Consider the following 20799-nt stretch of genomic DNA (forward strand, 5'->3'; position numbering starts at 1 on the left):
CTTACCCTTGAGGTAAGCCTTTGCAAATGATTTTAGCGATGCCGGAGGCAAAAATCAGCCTTTCACACCGCCTGATGTCAAACCGCCCACCAGGAAGCGCTGGGCCATCAGGAACACCGTGGTGATTGGAATCGCAGACAACACGGCCGCCGCTGCGAAATCGCCCCACAGATAGTTCTGCGGATACAGATACTGCTGCATCCCGACCGCCAGGGTGTAGTTATCGACATCCGTCAGCAGCAAAGAGGCAACCGGAACTTCTGTCACCACCCCGATAAACGACAGGATAAACACCACGGCCAGGATTGGCACTGACAATGGCAGCAGTACCAGGCGGAATGCCTGCCACGGCGTGGCGCCATCAAGGGCTGCGGCTTCTTCCAGGGAGCCGTCGATCGTTTCGAAGTAACCTTTGATCGTCCAGACGTGCAGTGCGATCCCGCCGAGATAGGAGAAGATCAAACCACCGTGCGTATTGAGCCCCAGGAACGGTACATACTGGCCCAGACGGTCAAACAGTGCGTACAACGCCACCAGCGCCAGAACCGCCGGGAACATCTGGAAAATCATCATCCCTTTCAGAATGGTGCTCTTACCTTTAAAACGCAGACGGGCGAAGGCATAAGCACTGGTGGTTGACAGGGCAACGATGATAATCGACGTGACCCCGGCAACTTTCACGGTATTCCACAGCCACAGCAGGACCGGGAACGGTGGCGGTGTGACGCTGCCGTCATCGTTGGTGACCGAGAAGCCCAGCGCCAGACGCCAGTGATCCAGCGTCGGGTTACTTGGGATCAGCTCACCGCTGGCGAAGTTCCCCTCACGCAGCGAGATAGCGATAATCATCAGCAGCGGGAACAGGATCATCGACAGGAACAGGCACAGTCCGATATGGGTCGCCCATACCCGGTACTTCAAAGATTTTGATTGAACCATTGGCATGACGTTTCTCCTTAATCCTGCTCTAGAGTCGATTTGGTGAATTTCAGGTTCAGCAGCGCCATCACACTGACCATCAGGAAGATAATCGTGGCGATTGCACCCGCCAGACCGAAGTCCTGACCACCGCCCCCTTCAAAGGCGATACGGTAGGTGTAGCTCACCAGCAAGTCGGTATAACCGGCCGGCTCAGACGTGCCCACCATGTTCGGGCCACCGGAAGTCAACAGCATGATCATGACAAAGTTGTTGAAGTTAAATGCGAAGCTGGCAATCAGCAGCGGGGTCATCGGCTTGATCAGCATCGGCAGGGTGATCTTGAAGAAGTTCTGTACCGGACCGGCACCATCAATGGCGGATGCTTCGTAAAGATCGTCCGGGATCGATTTCAGCAGACCCATACACAGGATCATCATATAAGGGAAGCCCAGCCAGGTATTCACCAGCACCACCATGACCCGGGCCATCACTGGATCGGAGAACCAGGACGGTTTGATGCCGAACAGCGCATCAAGCATCATGTTGATTTCACCGAAGCTCTGGTTAAACAGCCCTTTGAAGATCAGAATCGAAATAAACGACGGTACGGCATACGGCAGGATCAGCAGCACACGATAGATGCCACTCCCTTGCAGCGGTTCCCACTGAACCACGCAGGCCAGCACCATCCCAACCGCCAGGGTCAAGGCAACGGCCAGGAAGGCAAAGACAACCGTCCAGATGAAGATACCGACAAACGGCTCTTTAATCCCGTCATCCGTCAGCACGCGTTCGAAGTTAGCACCACCAACACCGACGACAAATCCAGGAGAGATCGGCTTGTCGACAAAGTTCCCGTCGGCATCAACCGGCTGGTAATAACCAATGGCCATGTTTGGTTGATACAGCTGTTGGGTCTGGTTATTGAGCAGGGTCAGACCATCTGACTGCAGGGTAAACAGTGGTTTTTCTGCCGCAAACTTGCGTAGGCCGCTCATGGTGATTTCATGGCCGTCCGGCATCAGCAGTTCAACCTGAGACAAGCTGTCACGGTTGTTCACAATGGTTTTAATCGCTTCTTTTTCACCCTGAACTGCCGCGACTTCACGCAGGTTCATGGTACTTGGCGCAGCTATGTCAAACACATCCGAGGCCAGCAAGGCACTGCCGTCCTTGATGACAATCTGATGCCCATGTTCAACTTTGTATAGATCAAAGCGATAGCTTTCACCCGACTGGAAAGTCCGCTGTTGCAGAACAGCCTGCGTCCGGTCCAGGGAGAGCTGGTTCGATGCGCTGTAGTTGGTAAACGCCAACCCAACGGTATAAACAAGCGGGAAAATAATGAAGATCAGCATCCCGGCGATGCCCGGGAAAATATAGCGATGGGCGTACGTTTTATTACTGCCGAAGATATAAAGAGCCAGTGCGGTAAGAACAACTGTAAGCAGTGCAAATGGGATTTCCCCCTGCGCATACATCAGGATCGTGGCATAACCGTTAACCGCGCCGATCGTGCCGAGCAGTGACCATTTCAGCCACTTTCGATAATTAAATTTCGAGCTTTCTTCTTGGGAATCTAAAAGCCCTGCACCTTGAACTGACTGCATCTCAGCTCCTCGCTAGCAAAAATGACAAAAGGAAGATGGGGAGGAACGCCCTCCCCGGAAAAAGATTACTTCAGCATGTGACGGGCAGCGTCGTTCAGTGCCGCATCTGTATCCTGACGGCCGTCAACTACGTTTTTAATCGCGTTGCCCTGGGCATACCAGAATGCCGTCATCTGAGGCACGTTCGGCATGATTTCGCCGTTCATGGCGTTATCCATGGTCGCAGCGATGCGTGAGTCGTTGTCCAGTTTGCTCTGGAACGATTTCAGTGCCACGGCACCCAGAGGTTTGTCATCGTTCACCATGCCCAGACCTTCATCGGTCAGCAGGTAGTTTTCGATAAACTCAACCGCCAGATCTTTGTTTGGTGATGCAGAGCTGATCCCCGCAGTCAGGATGCCGACGAATGGCTTAGACGGGCTGCCGTTCAGTTTCGGCAGAACCGTAACACCGTAGTTGATGCCGGACTTCTCAACGTTGCCCCATGACCAAGGACCGTTAATCGTCATCGCCACGTTACCTTTGTTGAACTCCGCTTCAGAGATGCTGTAGTCCATGTCTGGTGAAATCACTTTCTTGTCAATCAGCGCTTTGATGAAGTTCATACCGTGCTTGGCACCGGCGTTATTCACACCGACATCTTTCACGTCGTAACCGTTAGCGGTGAATTTGAACGCGTAACCACCGTCTGCAGACAGAACCGGCCAGGTGAAGTACGGTTCTTTCAGGTTCCACATGATGGCTTTCTTACCATCTTTCTGCAGTTTCTTATCCAGCGCTTCCATGTCTTCCCAGTTCTTCGGCGGGTTCGGAACCAGGTCTTTGTTGTAAATCAGAGAAAGTGCCTCAACCGCAATCGGGTAGCCGATGTACTTACCGTCGTATTTCACGGCATCCCAGGTGAAGTCGATGATTTTGTCTTTCACTTCCTGAGACGGCTTAATTTCTGCCAGCAGGCCGGATTTGGCATAACCACCGAAGCGGTCATGTGCCCAGAACACGATATCCGGGCCGTCACCGGCAGCAGCAACTTGCGGGAATTTTTCAGACAGGCCGTCCGGGAACGCAACCGTCACCGCAATCCCTGTGTCTGCTTCAAATTTCTTACCCACTTCGGCCAGGCCGTTGTAGCCTTTGTCACCGTTGATCCAAATGGTTAGTTGACCTTCTTCAATCGCGGCGTGTGCATTTACAGAGCCAAGTGCGGCTAGGGTACAAAAAGCGACAGTGCTGAGGACTTTCTTCATTATTAACATCCTTCGTGATTGTTATTTGTCTGCTGCAGAGTCATCTCTGTCAGCGCAATTTGCAGTCTGTATCATCCACCAGTAATCAGCACTCAACATCATCCTGAGTCCTACGCCCCCTAACCCTCAGATTTGAAAGCGTGATCTCTGTCGTTTCGATGAGTGATGCAGATCTAAAAACGACACTTGATTGTGATGCAACGCACATGGTACTGCGTTCAAATTGCAACATCAGCTGAGTTAACAGCAAAGTGTGATCCAAGCACTCCTCCCCCCCTCATCCCCCTGCGAATTTCTTCGCAAGGAGGATGTTTCCCCTGTTGAGCTGGGTAAAAATAGCACCATACCCAATGGGGTAGATGAAGATGTTTTAACTGTTTGCACGATGCAATTTACTTTCACAGTTTGTTCTTTTTTATTGGAAACGACAGTACCGCACTACTTCTTGGGGAAGTAAGTAGTCCGGCTTTAGTCAGGGTAGCGATTCATTCCACTGCCTGAGTGAATATCCGCTACCCGCTCTTTTTCTTCTCTACTGCCGAAAAATTCTTTACCGGCAAGGTACAGCATGAATATCATTCCCACGCAAGGTACCTTGCAGGCAACAACGAACTTAGAGGAATAGGCTTGATGGCAAGTGTCACGTTACGAAATGTATGTAAAGCATATGGAGATAACCTGATATCCAAAAATGTTGATCTCGATATTGCTGAAGGCGAATTCGTGGTTTTTGTAGGGCCGTCAGGTTGTGGTAAATCAACGCTGCTTCGCTGTATTGCCGGCCTGGAAGATATCACCTCCGGGGACCTGTACATCGGCGAAGAGCGGATGAATGACGTCCCGCCATCCCTGCGCGGTGTCGGCATGGTGTTCCAGTCTTACGCGCTGTACCCACACCTCAACCTGTTCGACAATATGTCATTCGGGATGAAGTTGGCCAAAGCCGACAAAGCAGAAATTAAGAAGCGTGTTGACCACGCTGCGGATATTCTGCAACTGGGCCACTTGCTTGAGCGTAAACCGAAAGCCCTTTCCGGTGGCCAGCGCCAACGTGTTGCCATTGGCCGTACCCTGGTTTCCCAGCCGAATGTATTCCTGCTTGATGAACCGCTCTCTAACCTTGATGCGGCGCTTCGGGTGCAGATGCGGATCGAAATTGCCAAACTGCACAAGCAACTGGGCTGCACCATGATTTATGTCACCCACGACCAAATCGAAGCCATGACCATGGCCCAGAAAATCGTGGTCCTGGATGGCGGTTATGTCTCCCAGGTCGGTAAACCCCTGGAGCTGTACCACTACCCGCAAAACCGTTTTGTCGCCGGTTTCATCGGCTCGCCGAAAATGAACTTCGTGAGTGTGTCGATTGAACAGGTCGAAGACGAGCGCGTGATGGTGCAACTGCCGAACGGTGCAAGCTTCTGGATCCCGGTTGACGGCACCACAGTCAACAAAGGCGATCGCATGTCTCTGGGGATCCGACCAGAGCACCTGGTGCCTTGTGACGAAGGCGATGCCTGCGTTGAGGGCAAAGTTCAGGTGGTCGAAAAACTGGGTTATGAAACCCAAACCTACCTGAACCTGGAACATATGGACGCTGATTTCATCTACCGCCGCCCGGATACGCTGCCGGTCGAAGTCGGAGATAGCTACAAAGTCGGTATCCCAGCGCACCGCTGCCACCTGTTCCACAGCGACGGCCGTGCCTGCCGCCGCCTGTACCAGGAGCCGGGCGTTTAATATCTGATTCCCTCCTTTTCCCTTACTTTCATTTGTTGCGCTGCTCAAACGAGCAGCGCTTTTTTATGCCCTCACTGCCGGTCACAGCTAAACTTAAAGATGCCGGTCGGACAGACCGCTGTCTTTGAAACCCGGTTGAGAGAAACGAATCGTTGATGGAGGATCATTTGATGAGCAGCCACGACCGAATTGAAGATCTCGAGCAACGCATTTACATGGCGTATCAGGAAGGTGACTATCAGGAGGCCAAAGCACTTGAAGCGAAAGTCAAAAAGTTAAAGGGGGATACACACCTGTACGACGACAACGAGCCTTATTCGATTGAAGACAAAGTGTTTTTAGACGAGTAGCCGCAAACCACGGCTTCCACACTGGCACCGCCAGTAATGCTGCCCGACCACCAAGCAACCGGGAAAGCAACCGACGACCCAATACAAAGCGCAGCCCGAAGGCTGCGCTTTTGCATGGCGATTTTACATGGCGATGACCTGCGCCATCATCGAATCAAACCCTGATGAGATCGCGCGAAAGGATACCTGTACTTTGGCCGAGAAGATGTCCTTGGCCTAATATCGGTACCTTAGTCCGTCGCCTGGGCTAGGTCGCTGCGCTCTACCAGACGTTGCAGAACATGCGGTGACTGCAACACTGGGAAGGTTCGCCCGGTCTCCGGCTCGGCAAAGCAAAGCTGCCCCATCTCCGCCTGATAGCTTGGCTGGAGACATGCCAGCGTAACCTCCATCCCGTTCACTGCCGCTTTGGCGGTGACCGGATCAAAACTCACCGTCAATCGTTGCATGTCAGCAGGCAGTACCAACCGGTATTTGGCATAGTCAGCACCGGTCAGGATCAGCGCCAGTTGCTCGACACCGGCAGCGGCACCGACAGCCGAGACATTCAGCTGCAACTGATACACCTGCTGCGCCCCACGGCGCTCAAATCGAACCTCTAGCGATGCCGGGTCATCTTGCGCTTGCGTTTGGCCGAAACTTAACACCGCATCAAACGTCTGCCAGGCCGACGGTATGCAAGGTGCCAGCGTCAACTGGCGCGCCATCAGATCGGGTCGGAATCCCAGATAATCCTGATACCCGTTGCGGGTAAACTCAGAGACTGACCAGGCCTGCGCGTAGGTGCCGGACGTCGTCAACGCGCCTTGCTCAGTTAAGAATGCATCCAGGTTTTCGCTCATGGCACCGCGATGGCCTAAGGTCAGGATTTGCTGCGACAGGTTTTGGGTCAGCTGGTAGGCAAAATCAGCATAGCCGTACGCAATCAGACTGCTGACGGTAAAGCCTGCATTCCACCCCCAGATCGTGCCGTTATGGTACGCCGCATCTTTGTGATACTCCGCCCGGTTAGCATGATACGGGTGGAAGTGTGGATCCTTTTGCGACAACGAGGTGATCCCCCACGGGAACAGCAGCTCGCTGACCGCATTTTTGACCACTTTAGCCCCGATGGTTTTCTCCAGCAGGTCGCCCTCAAACGGCACGGTCAGCACCATCAGCTGGTTCGGCCGGACCTGCAGGTCACGACTGTTATCTGCGTGCAGGCGATCGGCCAGCATCTCCTGGTCGGTATCCCAGAACAGCGCCTGGAAACTGGCCTGGACCCGATCCGCCAGTTGTTGATAATGAAGCTCGCCATCGCGGTCGTCATTCAGCCGCGCCAACTCAACTGCCACCTTGAGGCTGGTATACCACAGCGCCTGAATATCGTTCGCCCGGTTACCACGGGCCGACCACGGCAGCTTGCCTTCCAGCTTGGCATCCATCCAGGTATCCGGATCCCGGTGGGTCATCAGGCCATGGGCGTCGAGGTAGTTTTTCTCAATGCCAGCAATATAGGTCTGAACGACCGGATAGATCGTCCGTGCATAGTCCGCATCGCCACTGTAGCGCAGGTAATCCCAGACCTCCCGGACCATCCAGGGCGTGCCGTCCGTGGTGTTGTAAATCATGTTGGTCAGGCTGGTAACCCGGTTCGGGATGCGGCCAAAGTTGATATCGGCCGGATCGGTTTGCTGCATGGTTGAGAAGTTGTCGATAATCGCCCGGGCATCCTCACAATCGCCGTTCACCAGACAGGTGCCCGACAGCGCGATAAACGAATCCCGCCCCCAGCAATCCTTAAACCAAGGCAAACCCGCCCAGATCCCCTTCCCGTATTCATTGGACACAAAGACTTTTGCCGAGGCTTTGGCCCACATCAGCGCCCGGTTATAGTCCGGGTCCGACGTCCACAGGTACGATCGGGTCAGCATGTCGTACACCTGCTGCTGATGACCGGTAAAGCCATCTTCCGCCACCAGGGTTTGCGCGGCGGCAATCGCTTCCTCTTCGCTAGGGGCAAACGTCAGATAGACGGTCATCTGCGTTTCAGGCGCCAGGGATTCCAGCATCGGTTTGACATGGCTGCCGCTCAGGTGCACCACCTCATTGAGCGCCGGGACCTCAGCAAACGTAACTTCACGGCAACGGAACGGCCGGTTGGCCGTGATTGCGATAAATGACGGCGTCGCTTCCTGCCGCAATTCCGGCACCAGCGCATACACCACCCCGCCCTCAAAGGCTTTGACCGTTGAGGCATTGATCGCCAGGTTCAACTGCGGCGCGATAGCCAGTGTCGCCGGCTGAGCCGCGCGAACCGTCAGGGCTGCAGCCCGTTGCTGGGACAGCAACATCAGGGTGTCGCTGGCTCCCGAGTCGAAATGGTGAGTGACGCCATACGGTAGGATATCCGCCTGACTGGCCGTTGTTTTATCCAAAAGTTGATCGCCAACGAAGGCAGCGAAAGTGCCCAGATACCAGCCTTGCTGATGGCGGTACTTTCCCGCAGCCACAAAGCCATGGGTCGCCCCTTCATAATAGCCGTCAACATTATCGCCGAAGACAAACGGCGCGGCAGCCGTCTCGCAAATTGCCAGCTGACGGAACAGTTCAGTCGGCGCCAGTACCGACGCTGCTTTGCCTTGCAGGGCAGCCTGCCCGGCCGTGATCTGAAATTCACCGGAATACAGTGCCCGCTCCGGCGCGGCATCACGATTTTCGCCGCCGAGGCGAATCAGCAGCGACGGCGCATGGCCATCGGCCACGGTCAACGTCAGGGTATAGAGCCCGGTCGCCGGGGCCAGAAACGTCAGATCATTCCCGATCCCCTTGGCCGGAACCAGAGCCTGAGCCTGATCGACGCTGCACGGCACGGCCTTGTATTTGTCGGCTGAAAACGTCAGGTGCTCGCTTCCTGCCTGGTCGGAAATTTTGAAACTATGCTGATCGGCCGGCAGACAAATCACGGCCTGATACTGGCCGTCGCCCATGTAATGCATCGGCGTATCATTGCCCCAGCCATTGAAGGTTCCTTTTGCATACAGCGTCTCGCTGTATGGCATCGCTGTTAACCCGTTCACGTCTTCATTATCCTTCTTGCCAGCAAGCCGGAATCGCAAGTCCGCAATCTACCGGCCTGAAATACGCACAATGCGCAGCAAGCTGCGCATTGTATCCACTCAGGTGAAATCCCTGCTACTTGATTTGCTTGGCCGCTGTATCCAGCGCATCTTTCACACTCTGGCGGCCATTCAGTGCGTTTTCAATCGCCGCGCCTTCAGCAAACCAGTAAGCGGTCATTTCCGGAATATTCGGCATGATCTCGCCATTTTGTGCGTTGGTCATGGTTGCGGCAATCCGGCTGTCTTTTGCCAGCTCGTTCTGGAAGGACTTCAGCGTCACCGCACCCAGTGGCTTGTCATCGTTGACCTTTTTCAGACCATCATCAGTCAGCAGGTAATTTTCCAGAAACTCCACTGACAGATCCTGGTTCGGACTGGCCGCGTTGATCCCGGCACTCAGCACCCCGACAAACGGGTTAGAAGCACCGCCGTTCAGGGTCGGGAAGACCGCCACACCATAGTTGATCTTCGATTTTTCCAGGTTGCCCCACGACCAGGGACCATTGATGGTCATGGCCACATTGCCTTTGTTAAATTCGGCTTCGGAAACCGCATAGTCCATGTCCGGAGACACCACACCTTTCTTGGCCAAGTCCACCAGGAAGCTCAGGCCCGCCACGCCGGCGTCGCTGTTGATCCCAACTTGCTTGCCGTCAAAACCGGTTTCGGTTTTCTTAAACGCATAGCCGCCGTTGGCAGAGATCATCGGCCAGGTGAAATATGCATTCTTCACATCCCACATGATGGCGGTCTTGCCCTTGGCTTTCATCGCCTTGTCGATAGCATATAATTCTTCCCAAGTTTTCGGCGGCTCAGGCAATAGGTCTTTGTTGTAAATCAGTGACGGGGATTCAATCGCTACCGGGTAACCCACCAGCTTGCCTTCATAGGTCACTGCATCCCAGCTGAAATCAACCAGCTTCTGTTTAAAGGACGCTGACGGGTTCACTTCCGCCAGCAAGCCGGCTTTGGCATAGCCACCGAAACGGTCATGGGCCCAGAAGATGATATCCGGACCGCCACCGGTCGCAGCCACTTGCTGGAACTTGGCTTCCAGCGACTCCGGATACTGGACGTTTACCTTGATGCCGGTATCTTCTTCGAACTGACGCCCCACCTCAGCTAGGCCTTCGTAACCTTTATCGCCATTAATCCAGATCAGCAGTTCGCCTTCCTGCATCGCAGAGGCGGCAAACGGGAATGCCAAAGCAGTGGTCAAAGAGCAGAGAGTCAGCGTTTTCAGAACACGTTTCATAGTCGATTTCCGTTATTGAGAGTCAGTTAGTTATTGTTTTTGAACCCCTATATTGTCCTCCTCCGCCCCCAGGATGAGCATCCTCCTCCGCCCTACGCCCCCCGGCAGTTTCGGGCAACACTGTGAACCGATACACAGTTTGTAGGACAAACAAAAACGGCGAAGGATTTCCCTTCGCCGTTTTCATTCTCCCGACCGAGGATCAGGACTGATTCAGATCCAATTTCTTCGCCAGCGGATCGATCGCCCCCCCTTGGACAAACACCGAGATCAGCACAATAAAGAACACCATGTGCATCATAGTTTGTGCGCCGGGCACGCCGGCTGCAGCCGGGATCAAGGCAAACACAATCGGGGTCGCTCCTTTCAGGCCAATCGCCGAAATAAAGAGACGCTTCTGCAAACTGGCCTTGCGAAACGGGACATAGCTAAGAAAGATTGCCAACGGCCGAGCGATGAACATCAGTAGCAACGCCGGAATAATCGCCACCAGCATGTCGCCTACCAGTGCTGCCGGAAAAAACTGCAAGCCGAGGATCACGAACATCAACGCCTGTGCCAGCCAGGAGAGGCTGTTGAAGAAATGGCGGCTGACAACTTTGCCCCGCTTTAACTCGTTGCCAATCATGACCCCTGCAATATACGAAGCAATCAGAATGTTCCCGCCCAGCAGATCGCTGCCGTAGGCCGACATTACAAAACAGGCCAGGATGAAAATGGGGATCAAACCGAACTCTTCGAGTTTGATCCGGTTCAACAACCGGATACACATCAAGCCACCCAGATAACCGATCAGGCCACCGACCAGAATTTGCTGCGCCAGCTCCAGACCAATGTCAGTGGCCGTTTTCGTGGCCCCGGTGCTGAGGATCATTTCCGTCAGAATCGCCACCAGCAGCAAGGCAACCGGGTCATTCGTGGCCGATTCAAACTCCAGTACGGTGTCGGTATTTTCTTTCAGCTTGAGTTTTTTCGACTCCAGAATCGAGAACACGGCAGCGGCATCCGTTGATGACACGACCGCAGCAAATAACAGACAGGTCAGCAAATCAAAATCGACGATAAAATAAAGCATGCCGCCAAAAATCACCGTGGTGAACAACACACCCAAGGTCGATAGAATTCCGCCTTCTTTGTATGCGACGGCGATACTCTTTTTTGACGTATTTAACCCACCGACAAAAACAATGACATTGAGTGCCATCGTCCCGATCAATGACGTCAGTGTCAGATTGTCATAAACGAAATTAAATTCACCATTGCCAAACAGCAGCCCGATGCCAATAAAAATCAACAACGAAGGGACGCCAAGGTTTTTCGACGGCTGGTGCAATAAAATCCCCAGCGCAATCAGCGCCGCCATTCCAAACATCACCAACTCTGTCGTCAATTGTAGGCCCAACTCCGTATTCAATACGCCGCTCCTATCTGCAAACGTGCTAAAAGTAAATTTTACCCACTTTATCCTATTTTTAATTCAGACTTATGATAAAACACATAATTTGATAAAAAATATCGCTTTTCCGCATGGTTAACTACTTGATAACCTTTCATAAACCCAAAAAACCTGGCGATAAACCCTTTCACTTCAATAGAAAACAAACCATACCCATCAAAACCGATCATTTCAGACGCTTCAAGCGAGGAATGACCAAATCATAGTAAAACTGACATATTGATTACAGACATCATACGCCCTGTTCCGCTTATTCACTCAGTATAGAGAACTGCCGATGACTCATCGCCAGAAGAATGCGACTAGACTTAATGCCAACAGACAGGCTTTTGTGTCAGACCGCGCAAAAGAAATGGGTTCATTTGAGAAGCGGTCACACTTGTCGAGGAGATGAATGATGAAACTAAAAGCACTCTTCATTGCTGTCAGCTTACTGTTTGCAAATCTCGCGATGGCATCGGGTCATTGCACCTGGTATATCCAGGATCGCGGCTGGTGTACACCTTACTTCCCCGCCGATGATCATCAACCTTACAAAAAATAAGCATGAAAAAGCCGCTGCATTCAGGTCAGCGGCTCTCATCATCAACCTCAGGTTTGAAGGTGCGTTCCGTCTCAGCGACGTTCCAGCAGATAGATTTTCGCACCCAGTGCCGGCATCCGAACCACAATCTCCCCCCGGGTCTGCGCAATTTGAAGCGGTATGCGCTCATCACCGTAGAGCTGTTCGACCAGCGTATACTCTCCATCCGGCAGCTGCCAGCTATCAACCAGTGACGGTGATAGCTGAATTGGCACAGAGCCCAAATCCGTATCGGCGAAGTTTGCCACCATCAACAGCTGCTGCGCGCCGTCATAACGACTGAAGCAGAACAGAGACTCCGGATAGGCAGCATTCGACGCACGGTTGTCGCAGTGAATTTCCCGGTACTCGCCCAGCATGGCGGAGCTCTCCAGGCTGAAATTCAGCAGACGACAGTAAAAATCACGGAGTTCTTTTTCGGCATCGCTCAACTGCCCGCCGTCAAAGCGGCCTTCGTTCATCCAACGCTGATGGCTAGGTACCCCGAAATAATCAAAGATCGTGGTGCGGGACTTCAGACCAAACCCGGCATCTTCGGTTGCCGCTTCCCCCACTTCCTGGCCAAAGTACACCATGGTCGGCGAGCTACTCAGCGTTGCCGACACCAGCATCGCCGGTTTGCCTTTGCGGGCATCCCCGGCAAACGCTTCGTGGGCCAGACGCTGCTCATCGTGATTATCGAGGAAATGCAGCATGTGGTGTTCGATATCCAGCATCTGCTCCTGAACTACCGCGATGGCATCCGTCGAGCCATGGCCCTGGAGGACCGCCTTCAGGGTGTCGTACAGATCGACTTTGTCATACAGGTAATCCATTTTGCCGAGATGAATATAATCGCGATACAAATCCGGCTGATACACCTCAGCCAACAAGAAGGCATCCGGATTGACCTGCTTAATGGCCGAGTTCAGATAGCTCCAGAATTCAACCGGCACCATCTCGGCCATGTCATAGCGAAAACCATCGACTCCCATCGCCAACCAGTAGAGCGCGATATCCCGAAACTTCTGCCAGGAATCCGGCACCGACTGCACCTGCCAGAATGCGGCATGGGCTTGCGCACTTTGCCCGGCAAATCCCGGTGGCAGCTCAGCAAAGTCTTTGCTGCCATCTGGCCGCACGCCATAGTTCACCTTGACCGTTTCATACCAATCGTCAAAAGCCGGTTTGGCCAGGCGGGAACCATTCCCGGTCCATTTGGCCGGATATTCCTGGTATGGCTGTGCCATTGCCGGATGTGCCTCACCGCCCAGCGGCTGATGGCCGTCGGCGGCATCCGGCACCGCAAACCCTTCTTTCGGGATGTAGTAAAAATTATTGTCGCGATGATACGCCAGGCTCGTGTCATCATTGGCACCAAAGTCTTCCACCCCTTCCGGGTTGGTGAGTCCCTGGTAGCGACGCGCGACGTGATTGGGCACGATATCGATCACCACTTTCAACCCATGGCGGTGCGTGCGTGCGATCAACGCCTGGAATTCAGCTAGGCGGTTGGCCGGATTATCTGCCAAATCCGGGTTGACGTTGTAGTAGTCTTTCACGGCATACGGCGAGCCGGCACGGCCTTTGACCACACTCGGGTGATCGGGCTGGATCCCGAACGCGCTGTAATCGCCGACCAGCGCATGATGCGGCACACCGGTGTACCACAAATGTGTAACGCCTAACTCCCGTATGGCTTGCAGCGCCGTGTCGGTAAAGTCACTGAATTTTCCGACACCGTTCTCTTCGAGCGTTCCCCAGGGTTTATTGGTGCGGTTTTTATTCCCGAACAACCGGGTAAACACTTGGTAGACCACATATTTATGCTTTGTACTGGCAGCGTTGAGATGACTCATTTTCGTATGACTCAGGCAGGCTAAAAGATTGAAGAAGATATTGGAACCGGCAGCGCCAAGCCCTGCCTGTTCCAATCAAAAGGAATGTCGCTGTTCGCGCGCTACTTTTGCATCAGTTCAATGAAGGTCGCTTCTGCGGTGGTCGATCCGGCGCGTTTCGCTTCTTCCATCAGTCTCAGGGCTTTTTGAATATCATTACGCGCTACAGCCGCCTTGATCTGAGTGTTATAGAAGGTTTCACTTTCCGCCAGCATGGCTGGGCCTGATGTGACCGGCGCCGCAACAGGCTTCGCAGCAGGCGCAGCTGTTGGTATCGGCGCAGGCACAGCTGTTGATATCGGTGCAGTTGCTGGTACTGCTACTGGCTGAGGCAATGGTTGCACCTCTCCAACACGGTATGCCCGCATGTTCAGCGCCTTCAGATCCAGTGTTAAAGAGCCGAACCGTTGATGCTCAATCACCGGGTCGGTGACCATCGGCCGTGCCAGACCGAGTTCTTCGGCGCGAAGACGCTCCGGGTGCGGAATAGTAATGGCCTCTTCTCGGTACTCAAGCGGCGAGTACACCACCAGGTACGGCGTCGTTGCCTGATCCATCGTGAATCGGTGCTGATAGCTGCTCAGGCTGAACATCTTCGACGGGGCGACGGTAAATTCATCCAGGGCAATGGTTTTAACCGGCTGGAAATTCGGGTCCAGTAGCAAGACCTTCGGCGCGAACACCCCTTCCGATTTCATCCAGCTATTGAGCGTGACCTGCATCCGTTCCACATTGGCCGGTAGAGCAAAGGCGGAAAAATAGCTTTTACCCTCCTCAAACTGGCCCACCTGTGAATACGCATCCACCACGAAATCAATCTCATCCCCTTGCATCGGCACCCAGGCAAACTCCCGGAAGGACTCACAACACGGGGCTTGTGAAATGGACACGGGCTTGGCTGTACCGGGCATCGTTTTATCGGTCTTGGCTGTTGGGGAAGCCGCACAACCCAGTAAACTCGCGACCAGCATCGCAGCCAGCGTGGTTTTTATCATCTTCATTTTTGTTCTCCTGCCCGAAACGACACTTGGGTATCTATGTATGCATTCTCTGGTGATGGCTTTCAGAACGCCAGCAAAAAGGCATAGATACATACTCAAAAAGGCAGCCCGAGGGCTGCCTTGATCCTGAACCGGTTTAGAACCAGATTTCAGTATGAACGCCCACAACTACATCGTTGTCGCCGCTCTTGATGCCGATGATATCCGCACTTGCCTGATCATCCGCTTTCACATAGCTCACGTATGGTTTGATTTGCGGACGGCCGAAGTAATCTGCGTTCACGGTGAAGGCAGAAGCCAGTTCCAGGTTGTAGATATCACTTTCTACCGCATCACCCGTACGCTTCCAGTAACCATCTTTCCCTTCTTCATGGCCGTAAGATGCCGTCATTTCCAGGCGCAGGTTATCGTTCACTTTGTACGATGGACGAACCGCAATCAGGTAACGTTTCAAATCTTCTGCACCAAACAACTGGTCCAGAGCACCGATGTAAGTCAGCTCAGAACCCATTTGCAGCTTGTCAGTAATGTTCAGCACACCGTATGAAGTGATGAACAGAGACTGCGCGTCGTCGTTACCGCCGCTCCAGCCACCGAAGTTCACACCACGATTTTGGGCAATGCCTTCACCGTAAGCAATCGCCGTTTGTGTCCAGCCATCCAGGCCGTAGTAGTCGCGGTTATAGGTAATCGCCGCGCCAATACCGCTGTCAGAATCAGACTCTTGGTTTGCCTGAGACATCAGTTTCAGGTCGAAGTCAAAACGACCGCCCAGTGCTTCCACACCGTAGTAGTAGAAGTCCAGAGACGTCAGCGTGCTACGCTCGTCATTTGGCTCAGCTTTACCTGCATCCGGGTCAGCCGAGACCACTGCGATACCCGCAGTATTCCCGCCCAGCTTGGTCTGGATACCTGCACCCACACCAGAAGACTGTTTCCAGAACTCACCAGATAGCAGACCCGCAGCACGGTTCAGGTAACGCTGACCCGCCCAAATCGAGGTGTCGTCGCCCAGGTACGGCAAACCACCGATTTCAACAAAGGTTTCTTTCACTTCAAACTGGGCTTTGGTGTTTTCTTTCTGGCTGCCAGAAGAAGTGTAGGCGTAGGAGTTACCATTACCGAATTCGGAACGAACCACGAAGTCAGACCAAACACCATTTTGATGTTCCGTGTGTTTCTTCACAACGAATTCGACTTGGTTAGTACTTTTACCGTGCGTGCCTGCCGATTTATAATCCGGCTTGCCATATTCGGTATCAATGGTTTCACCCTCGACCATACGATAATTCATCGAGCCGTAACCATGTACTTCCCAACCATCAGAAATAACATCCGTTGCTGATTCCGCTGCAACTTGCCCGGAAGCAAGTGCTGTCAATAATGCCGCTGCTACAGGTACTAACTTGTGTTTCATAGGAATGTCCCTTCTAATTTTTGTATTCGACTGCGGCGAAGCAGTCTTTTCGGGACTCATATTCAGCGTTCAGTCAGGAAGGCGCATCCTCCCACGCCCCGGCGTAGCCAGGAGGAGGAGCAGGGCGTAGGCGCGTAGGCGTAGACATGATTCGTGAGGCGCATCACGAAGATTAGGCGTAAGCCTGTAATAAAAATACAGAATGAAAAAGAAAATTCAGAGCTGTGTCACTTAATCTTAATCAGAATGAAAAAAACAGTTATCGGGTGAACATTTAATTTTTTTCAAAAAAATTCATCCCTTGACTGTGGCTATTTTCCCGATTTAATAACGGGTATAAACCGTAAGAAATATAAAAAGAGAAGTCGTAGATGTTCGCTAAATTAGCTCAGCCTTATCCTTTAGGGGCTACATTATGTGATCACGGTTGTAATTTTTCAATTCACTGCCCGGAAAGTAACAACATTCAATTAATTCTTTTCGATGATCAGAATCATAAAACCGTCATTGAATTAGACCATCAGAAAATGGGCATTCGCTATACCTTTGTCCCGGGGATCAAAGCCGGACAGGTGTATGGCTATCAAGTCCAGGATAAAAAAGGCCCACGCCTGATCCTGGACCCGTACGCTCAGGCGCTCAACCAAGTGCCCCACTACACCGAACCTTTCTCTGCAGAAACTAGCTGGACCTTCGCCAAAGCTGTGGTCACCGATCATCACTTTGACTGGCAAAATACGCCGCGCCCGCAAGTGCCGTATGAAGAAACCATTTTGTTTGAAACCCATATCAGAGGGTTTACCAAGCAACACCCCGAGATCGATGCCCGCTACCGCGGCACCTACCTTGGTTTGTGCCAGCCGGAAATGATCGCGTTTTTCAAAGCCCAGGGAGTCACCAGCCTGCAATTGCTGCCGGTCACCTCCTGTATGTCCGAACCCCACCTGCTGAAGATGAACAAGGTGAATTTCTGGGGCTATAACACCCTGTGCTTTATGGCACCGGAGCCCCGCTATGCCGTGCACGATGCCGTCACCGAGATGAAAACCATGGTGAGAACGCTGCATCAGCACGGCATCGAAGTCATCATGGATATTGTGTTCAACCATACGGCCGAGGGGGGCGAAGGTGGGCCGCAGTTTCACTTCAAGTGTCTGGACAAAAGCCATTACCTGCTGAACAGCGGTAAGGATTACATCAATTTTACCGGTTGCGGCAATACCTTGGATCTCAGCTACCAACCGAGCCTGAACATCGTGCTCGATACCCTGCGCCACTGGGTCACTCACTACCAGATTGATGGTTTCCGGTTCGATCTGGCTGCGACTCTGGGTAGAAAGCGAGAGCAGTTCGACATTCACAGTGCCTTTTTCAAAGCCATTGCTCAGGATCCGGTGCTGCGCCAGGTCAAACTGATCGCCGAGCCCTGGGATGTCGGTCCGAACGGCTATCAACTCGGGCATTTCCCGCGGGGCTGGAATGAGTGTAACGATAAATTCCGCGACACCGTGAAAAGCTACTGGCTCAACGAGCAGAACCAGATCAAAGAGCTGGCGACCCGAATCATGGGCTCCCGCGATCTGTTTAGTGCCGGCTGCTGGCCCGATAAACTGCCGGTGAATTTTGTTAGCTACCACGACGGCTTTACCCTGCGTGATCTGGTGTCGTACAACCACAAGCACAATCTGGCCAACGGTGAAAACAACCGCGACGGCCACGGCGACAACCGCTCCAATAACCAGGGCATTGAAGGAGAAACGACCCGTCAGTCGGTACTGTACCGGCGGGAGCGGCAAAAGCGCAACCTGATGGCTACCCTGCTGTTCAGTTTCGGTATCCCGCATCTTCTGGCGGTGGACAGCCTGTCACACACCCAGGGCGGGAATAACAATGCCTATTGCCAGGATAACGCGATCAGCTGGGCAAACTGGCAGTTATCCGAAGACAGTGAAAGTTTCCGTGACTGGCTGGCGCAGATGATTGCCGCCCGGAAACAATGGATGAGCCCATTCATCCGGGCCTTCAGCGGTGAGGAGCGCGGCCACCACCGGATCCACTGGCGGCGTTCCAACGGCCAGCATATGAGTGCCGAAGACTGGCAGGGGCTGGAAGCTTTTGCGCTGTATCTTGGCTTGTATAAACACGGTGAAGAGCTGCTGTATCTGATCAACCATTCCAGTATCCCGACCCGTTACCGGCTGCCGGAAGGCGGGAAATGGTCGGTGATCTGCGATACCTCGGACGCCGAGCTGCGCTCGCGTCAAATCCAGACCACCTATATGCAAAGTGCCCGATCGCTGACCATCCTTCGCCGAGCGTAATGCTCGGCGAGTGACGGCCATCCCCGGCTTCGAAACACGGCCCAAAACACAAAAAAGCGCCAGACTTATCTTAGATAAGCCGGGCGCTTTCACATGATCACTTGCTCAAGTCCGAATCAAACAGCCAAGGCCTGGCAGGGCAAGGCTCCGCGCAATTCCGGTCTCCCGCAATCCATTAAGGCAAGAGTAAAGCAAAGGATTCATATGGTTGCAGTGTCACCGTCGCTGCCAGCTGCTGGCGCGGCGCATAGTTGGCGATCACGCACTCCGCCTGCGCTGTTTGCAACGCTTGCGGGACGGTCAGGGTCACGGTTTCGCCGCTAAAATTACTCAGCACAAATAAGCGGTGTTGTGCATCCTGACGAAGATAAGCCAGCACCTGCTCGTGATCTTCAAAGACCGGCTCAAACGAGCCCTGCACAATCACTGGCAGTTGCTTGCGCAGCGCAATCAGCTGCTGATAGTGGAAGAAAATCGAGTCCGGATCAGCCAGCGCATCTGCCACATTAATATCCGGATAATTCGGGTTGACGGCCAGCCAAGGTGCCGTGGAGGAGAATCCGGCATATGCCGAGCGGTCCCATTGCATCGGCGTTCGGGCATTATCCCGGCTGTTTTCGTGCACGGCAGCAAGCATGGTTTCCGGCGCGACGCCATTCTCCGTCCGCTCCCGATAGAAGTTCAGGGTTTCAATGTCTCGATAGTCATCAATACTGTCGAAAGCGACATTGGTCATGCCGATCTCTTCGCCCTGATAGATATACGGCGTGCCTTTCATCAGGTGCAGCGTCGTTGCCAGCATCTTGGCCGACTCGACCCGGTATTGGCCCTCATCGCCATACTTGGACACGACCCGTGGTAGATCATGGTTATTCCAGAACAATGAGTTCCAGCCGCCATCGGCTAACTCAACCTGCCACTTGGTCAGCACCCGCTTGAGCGATGGTAAATCCAGCGGGATCGGTTGCCATTTATCGCCGTTTTCCCAGGTCAGGGTAATGTGTTCGAACTGGAACACCATGGAGAACTCTTCGCGGTCCGGGTTACTGTAGAGCTTGGCGATCTCCGGCGTTGCACCCCAGGTTTCACCCACGGTCAGCAGATCTTTATCACCAAAAGTGGCGCGATTCATTTGCTGGATCAGCGGATGCAGTCGCGGACCGTTGCCGGTGATCCCTTTATCGACTTCTTTCCCGATCAAATCAATCACGTCTAAACGGAAACCACCGATCCCCTGATCAATCCACCAGTTCATCATGCGATGCACTTCTTCCTGAACTTTCGGGTTTTCCCAGTTCAGATCCGGTTGGCGCTTGGAGAACAAGTGGAAGTAGTATTCGCCGGTCTGCTCATCAAACTGCCAGGCACTCCCCCCGAAAATTGAGCCTTGATCGTCCGGTGCTGAACCGTCTTCCTGCGGCTGACGCCAGATATAGTAATCACGGTACGGGTTGTCTTTTGATTTGCGCGCTTCGACAAACCACGGGTGTTCATCCGACGTATGGTTGACCACCAAATCCATAATAATTCGGATGTCCCGTTGCTTGGCTTCAGCCAGCAGCCGCTGCATGTCTGCCATGGTGCCAAACTCCGGCGCAATATCCTGATAATCAGAAATATCGTAACCATTGTCGTCCATCGGTGAGCGGTATACCGGCGAGAGCCACAGGACATTCACCCCCAGGGTTTTCAGGTAATCCAGTTTGCTGATGATCCCGGGCAAGTCGCCCATACCATCCTGGTTTGAGTCACAGAAACTACGGGGATAGATTTGATAAACAACGGCATCATGCCACCACTTCGGCATTGTATTCATCGCGAAAGACTCCGTGAAAGAAAAGGAAAACAGATATCTTGAATATCAATATCATAGGGTGTTTCAACGCCGGTGAAAAATACTATTCCCCGTTTGTGATA

The 20799-nt window shown here is 53.2% G+C and carries 14 protein-coding genes; 4 read left to right on the forward strand and 10 right to left on the reverse strand.

The window, feature by feature from the left end:
* Positions 1-54 precede the first annotated feature (54 nt).
* From malG to malE (VV869_RS19655), 3 genes are all read right to left on the reverse strand, one after another.
* A complete protein-coding gene (malG, locus tag VV869_RS19645) occupies positions 55-945 on the reverse strand; it encodes a maltose ABC transporter permease MalG (protein WP_337736618.1) in 891 nt (296 codons plus the stop codon).
* Between the two features lie 11 nt (positions 946-956).
* On the reverse strand, positions 957-2531 hold the full coding sequence (malF, locus tag VV869_RS19650; protein WP_337736619.1) for a maltose ABC transporter permease MalF: 1575 nt from the start codon (positions 2529-2531) through the stop codon (positions 957-959).
* A 65-nt stretch (positions 2532-2596) separates the two neighbouring features.
* A complete protein-coding gene (malE, locus tag VV869_RS19655) occupies positions 2597-3778 on the reverse strand; it encodes a maltose/maltodextrin ABC transporter substrate-binding protein MalE (protein ID WP_261604281.1) in 1182 nt (393 codons plus the stop codon).
* 630 nt (positions 3779-4408) lie between these two features.
* On the opposite strand from malE (VV869_RS19655), the gene malK reads away from it, so the two are divergent.
* The gene (malK, locus tag VV869_RS19660) at positions 4409-5518 is read left to right on the forward strand and encodes a maltose/maltodextrin ABC transporter ATP-binding protein MalK (RefSeq protein WP_337736621.1); all 1110 of its coding nucleotides are present in this window, start codon (positions 4409-4411) and stop codon (positions 5516-5518) included.
* A 170-nt stretch (positions 5519-5688) separates the two neighbouring features.
* The gene (locus VV869_RS19665) at positions 5689-5868 is read left to right on the forward strand and encodes a hypothetical protein (protein WP_337736623.1); all 180 of its coding nucleotides are present in this window, start codon (positions 5689-5691) and stop codon (positions 5866-5868) included.
* Between the two features lie 230 nt (positions 5869-6098).
* On the opposite strand, the gene VV869_RS19670 is transcribed toward VV869_RS19665, so the two are convergent.
* The 3 genes from VV869_RS19670 to VV869_RS19680 all read right to left on the reverse strand — a co-directional run bounded on the left by VV869_RS19670 (position 6099) and on the right by VV869_RS19680 (position 11602).
* Positions 6099-8930, reverse strand: a complete 2832-nt coding sequence (locus tag VV869_RS19670; protein WP_337736624.1) for an amylo-alpha-1,6-glucosidase — start codon at positions 8928-8930, stop codon at positions 6099-6101.
* 115 nt (positions 8931-9045) lie between these two features.
* Positions 9046-10227 carry a maltose/maltodextrin ABC transporter substrate-binding protein MalE gene (gene malE / locus VV869_RS19675; protein WP_337736625.1) on the reverse strand — a complete coding sequence of 394 codons (1182 nt, stop codon included), beginning with the start codon at positions 10225-10227 and terminating at the stop codon, positions 9046-9048.
* Positions 10228-10429: 202 nt separating this feature from the next.
* Positions 10430-11602 (reverse strand): potassium/proton antiporter, encoded by a 1173-nt coding sequence (locus tag VV869_RS19680; protein ID WP_337736667.1) that lies wholly within the window; start codon positions 11600-11602, stop codon positions 10430-10432.
* 475 nt (positions 11603-12077) lie between these two features.
* Here VV869_RS19680 and VV869_RS19685 point away from each other — a divergent pair, with 475 nt between their 5' ends.
* Entirely contained in the window at positions 12078-12227 is a 150-nt protein-coding gene (locus VV869_RS19685) for a hypothetical protein (protein WP_337736626.1), read from the forward strand.
* A gap of 71 nt (positions 12228-12298) precedes the next feature.
* Here VV869_RS19685 and VV869_RS19690 read toward each other — a convergent pair whose 3' ends face one another.
* The 3 genes from VV869_RS19690 to VV869_RS19700 all read right to left on the reverse strand — a co-directional run bounded on the left by VV869_RS19690 (position 12299) and on the right by VV869_RS19700 (position 16561).
* A complete protein-coding gene (locus tag VV869_RS19690; RefSeq protein ID WP_337736627.1) occupies positions 12299-14104 on the reverse strand; it encodes an alpha-amylase family protein in 1806 nt (601 codons plus the stop codon).
* A gap of 101 nt (positions 14105-14205) precedes the next feature.
* Positions 14206-15144 (reverse strand): MalM family protein, encoded by a 939-nt coding sequence (locus VV869_RS19695; RefSeq protein WP_337736628.1) that lies wholly within the window; start codon positions 15142-15144, stop codon positions 14206-14208.
* Positions 15145-15280: 136 nt separating this feature from the next.
* Positions 15281-16561 (reverse strand): carbohydrate porin, encoded by a 1281-nt coding sequence (locus tag VV869_RS19700; RefSeq protein WP_337736629.1) that lies wholly within the window; start codon positions 16559-16561, stop codon positions 15281-15283.
* A 371-nt stretch (positions 16562-16932) separates the two neighbouring features.
* Between VV869_RS19700 and glgX the strand changes: the two genes are divergently transcribed.
* Positions 16933-18882: a glycogen debranching protein GlgX gene (gene glgX / locus VV869_RS19705; RefSeq protein ID WP_337736630.1), complete on the forward strand. Its 1950-nt coding sequence runs from the start codon at positions 16933-16935 to the stop codon at positions 18880-18882.
* Between the two features lie 175 nt (positions 18883-19057).
* Here glgX and VV869_RS19710 read toward each other — a convergent pair whose 3' ends face one another.
* Positions 19058-20698 carry a glycoside hydrolase family 13 protein gene (locus VV869_RS19710; RefSeq protein WP_337736631.1) on the reverse strand — a complete coding sequence of 547 codons (1641 nt, stop codon included), beginning with the start codon at positions 20696-20698 and terminating at the stop codon, positions 19058-19060.
* Between the last annotated feature and the right edge of the window lie 101 nt (positions 20699-20799).

The organism is Photobacterium sp. MCCC 1A19761 (assembly GCF_037389125.1).
Lineage (GTDB): Bacteria > Pseudomonadota > Gammaproteobacteria > Enterobacterales > Vibrionaceae > Photobacterium.

Excerpts from the sequence above, each read along its gene's own strand:
- malG (WP_337736618.1), bottom strand. The coding sequence starts at position 945 with ATGCCAATGGTTCAATCAAAATCTTTGAAGTACCGGGTATGGGCGACC.
- malF (WP_337736619.1), bottom strand. The coding sequence starts at position 2,531 with ATGCAGTCAGTTCAAGGTGCAGGGCTTTTAGATTCCCAAGAAGAAAGC.
- malE (WP_261604281.1), bottom strand. The coding sequence starts at position 3,778 with ATGAAGAAAGTCCTCAGCACTGTCGCTTTTTGTACCCTAGCCGCACTT.
- malK (WP_337736621.1), top strand. The coding sequence starts at position 4,409 with ATGGCAAGTGTCACGTTACGAAATGTATGTAAAGCATATGGAGATAAC.
- VV869_RS19665 (WP_337736623.1), top strand. The coding sequence starts at position 5,689 with ATGAGCAGCCACGACCGAATTGAAGATCTCGAGCAACGCATTTACATG.
- malE (WP_337736625.1), bottom strand. The coding sequence starts at position 10,227 with ATGAAACGTGTTCTGAAAACGCTGACTCTCTGCTCTTTGACCACTGCT.
- VV869_RS19685 (WP_337736626.1), top strand. The coding sequence starts at position 12,078 with ATGATGAAACTAAAAGCACTCTTCATTGCTGTCAGCTTACTGTTTGCA.
- VV869_RS19690 (WP_337736627.1), bottom strand. The coding sequence starts at position 14,104 with ATGAGTCATCTCAACGCTGCCAGTACAAAGCATAAATATGTGGTCTAC.
- VV869_RS19695 (WP_337736628.1), bottom strand. The coding sequence starts at position 15,144 with ATGAAGATGATAAAAACCACGCTGGCTGCGATGCTGGTCGCGAGTTTA.
- VV869_RS19700 (WP_337736629.1), bottom strand. The coding sequence starts at position 16,561 with ATGAAACACAAGTTAGTACCTGTAGCAGCGGCATTATTGACAGCACTT.
- glgX (WP_337736630.1), top strand. The coding sequence starts at position 16,933 with ATGTTCGCTAAATTAGCTCAGCCTTATCCTTTAGGGGCTACATTATGT.
- VV869_RS19710 (WP_337736631.1), bottom strand. The coding sequence starts at position 20,698 with ATGAATACAATGCCGAAGTGGTGGCATGATGCCGTTGTTTATCAAATC.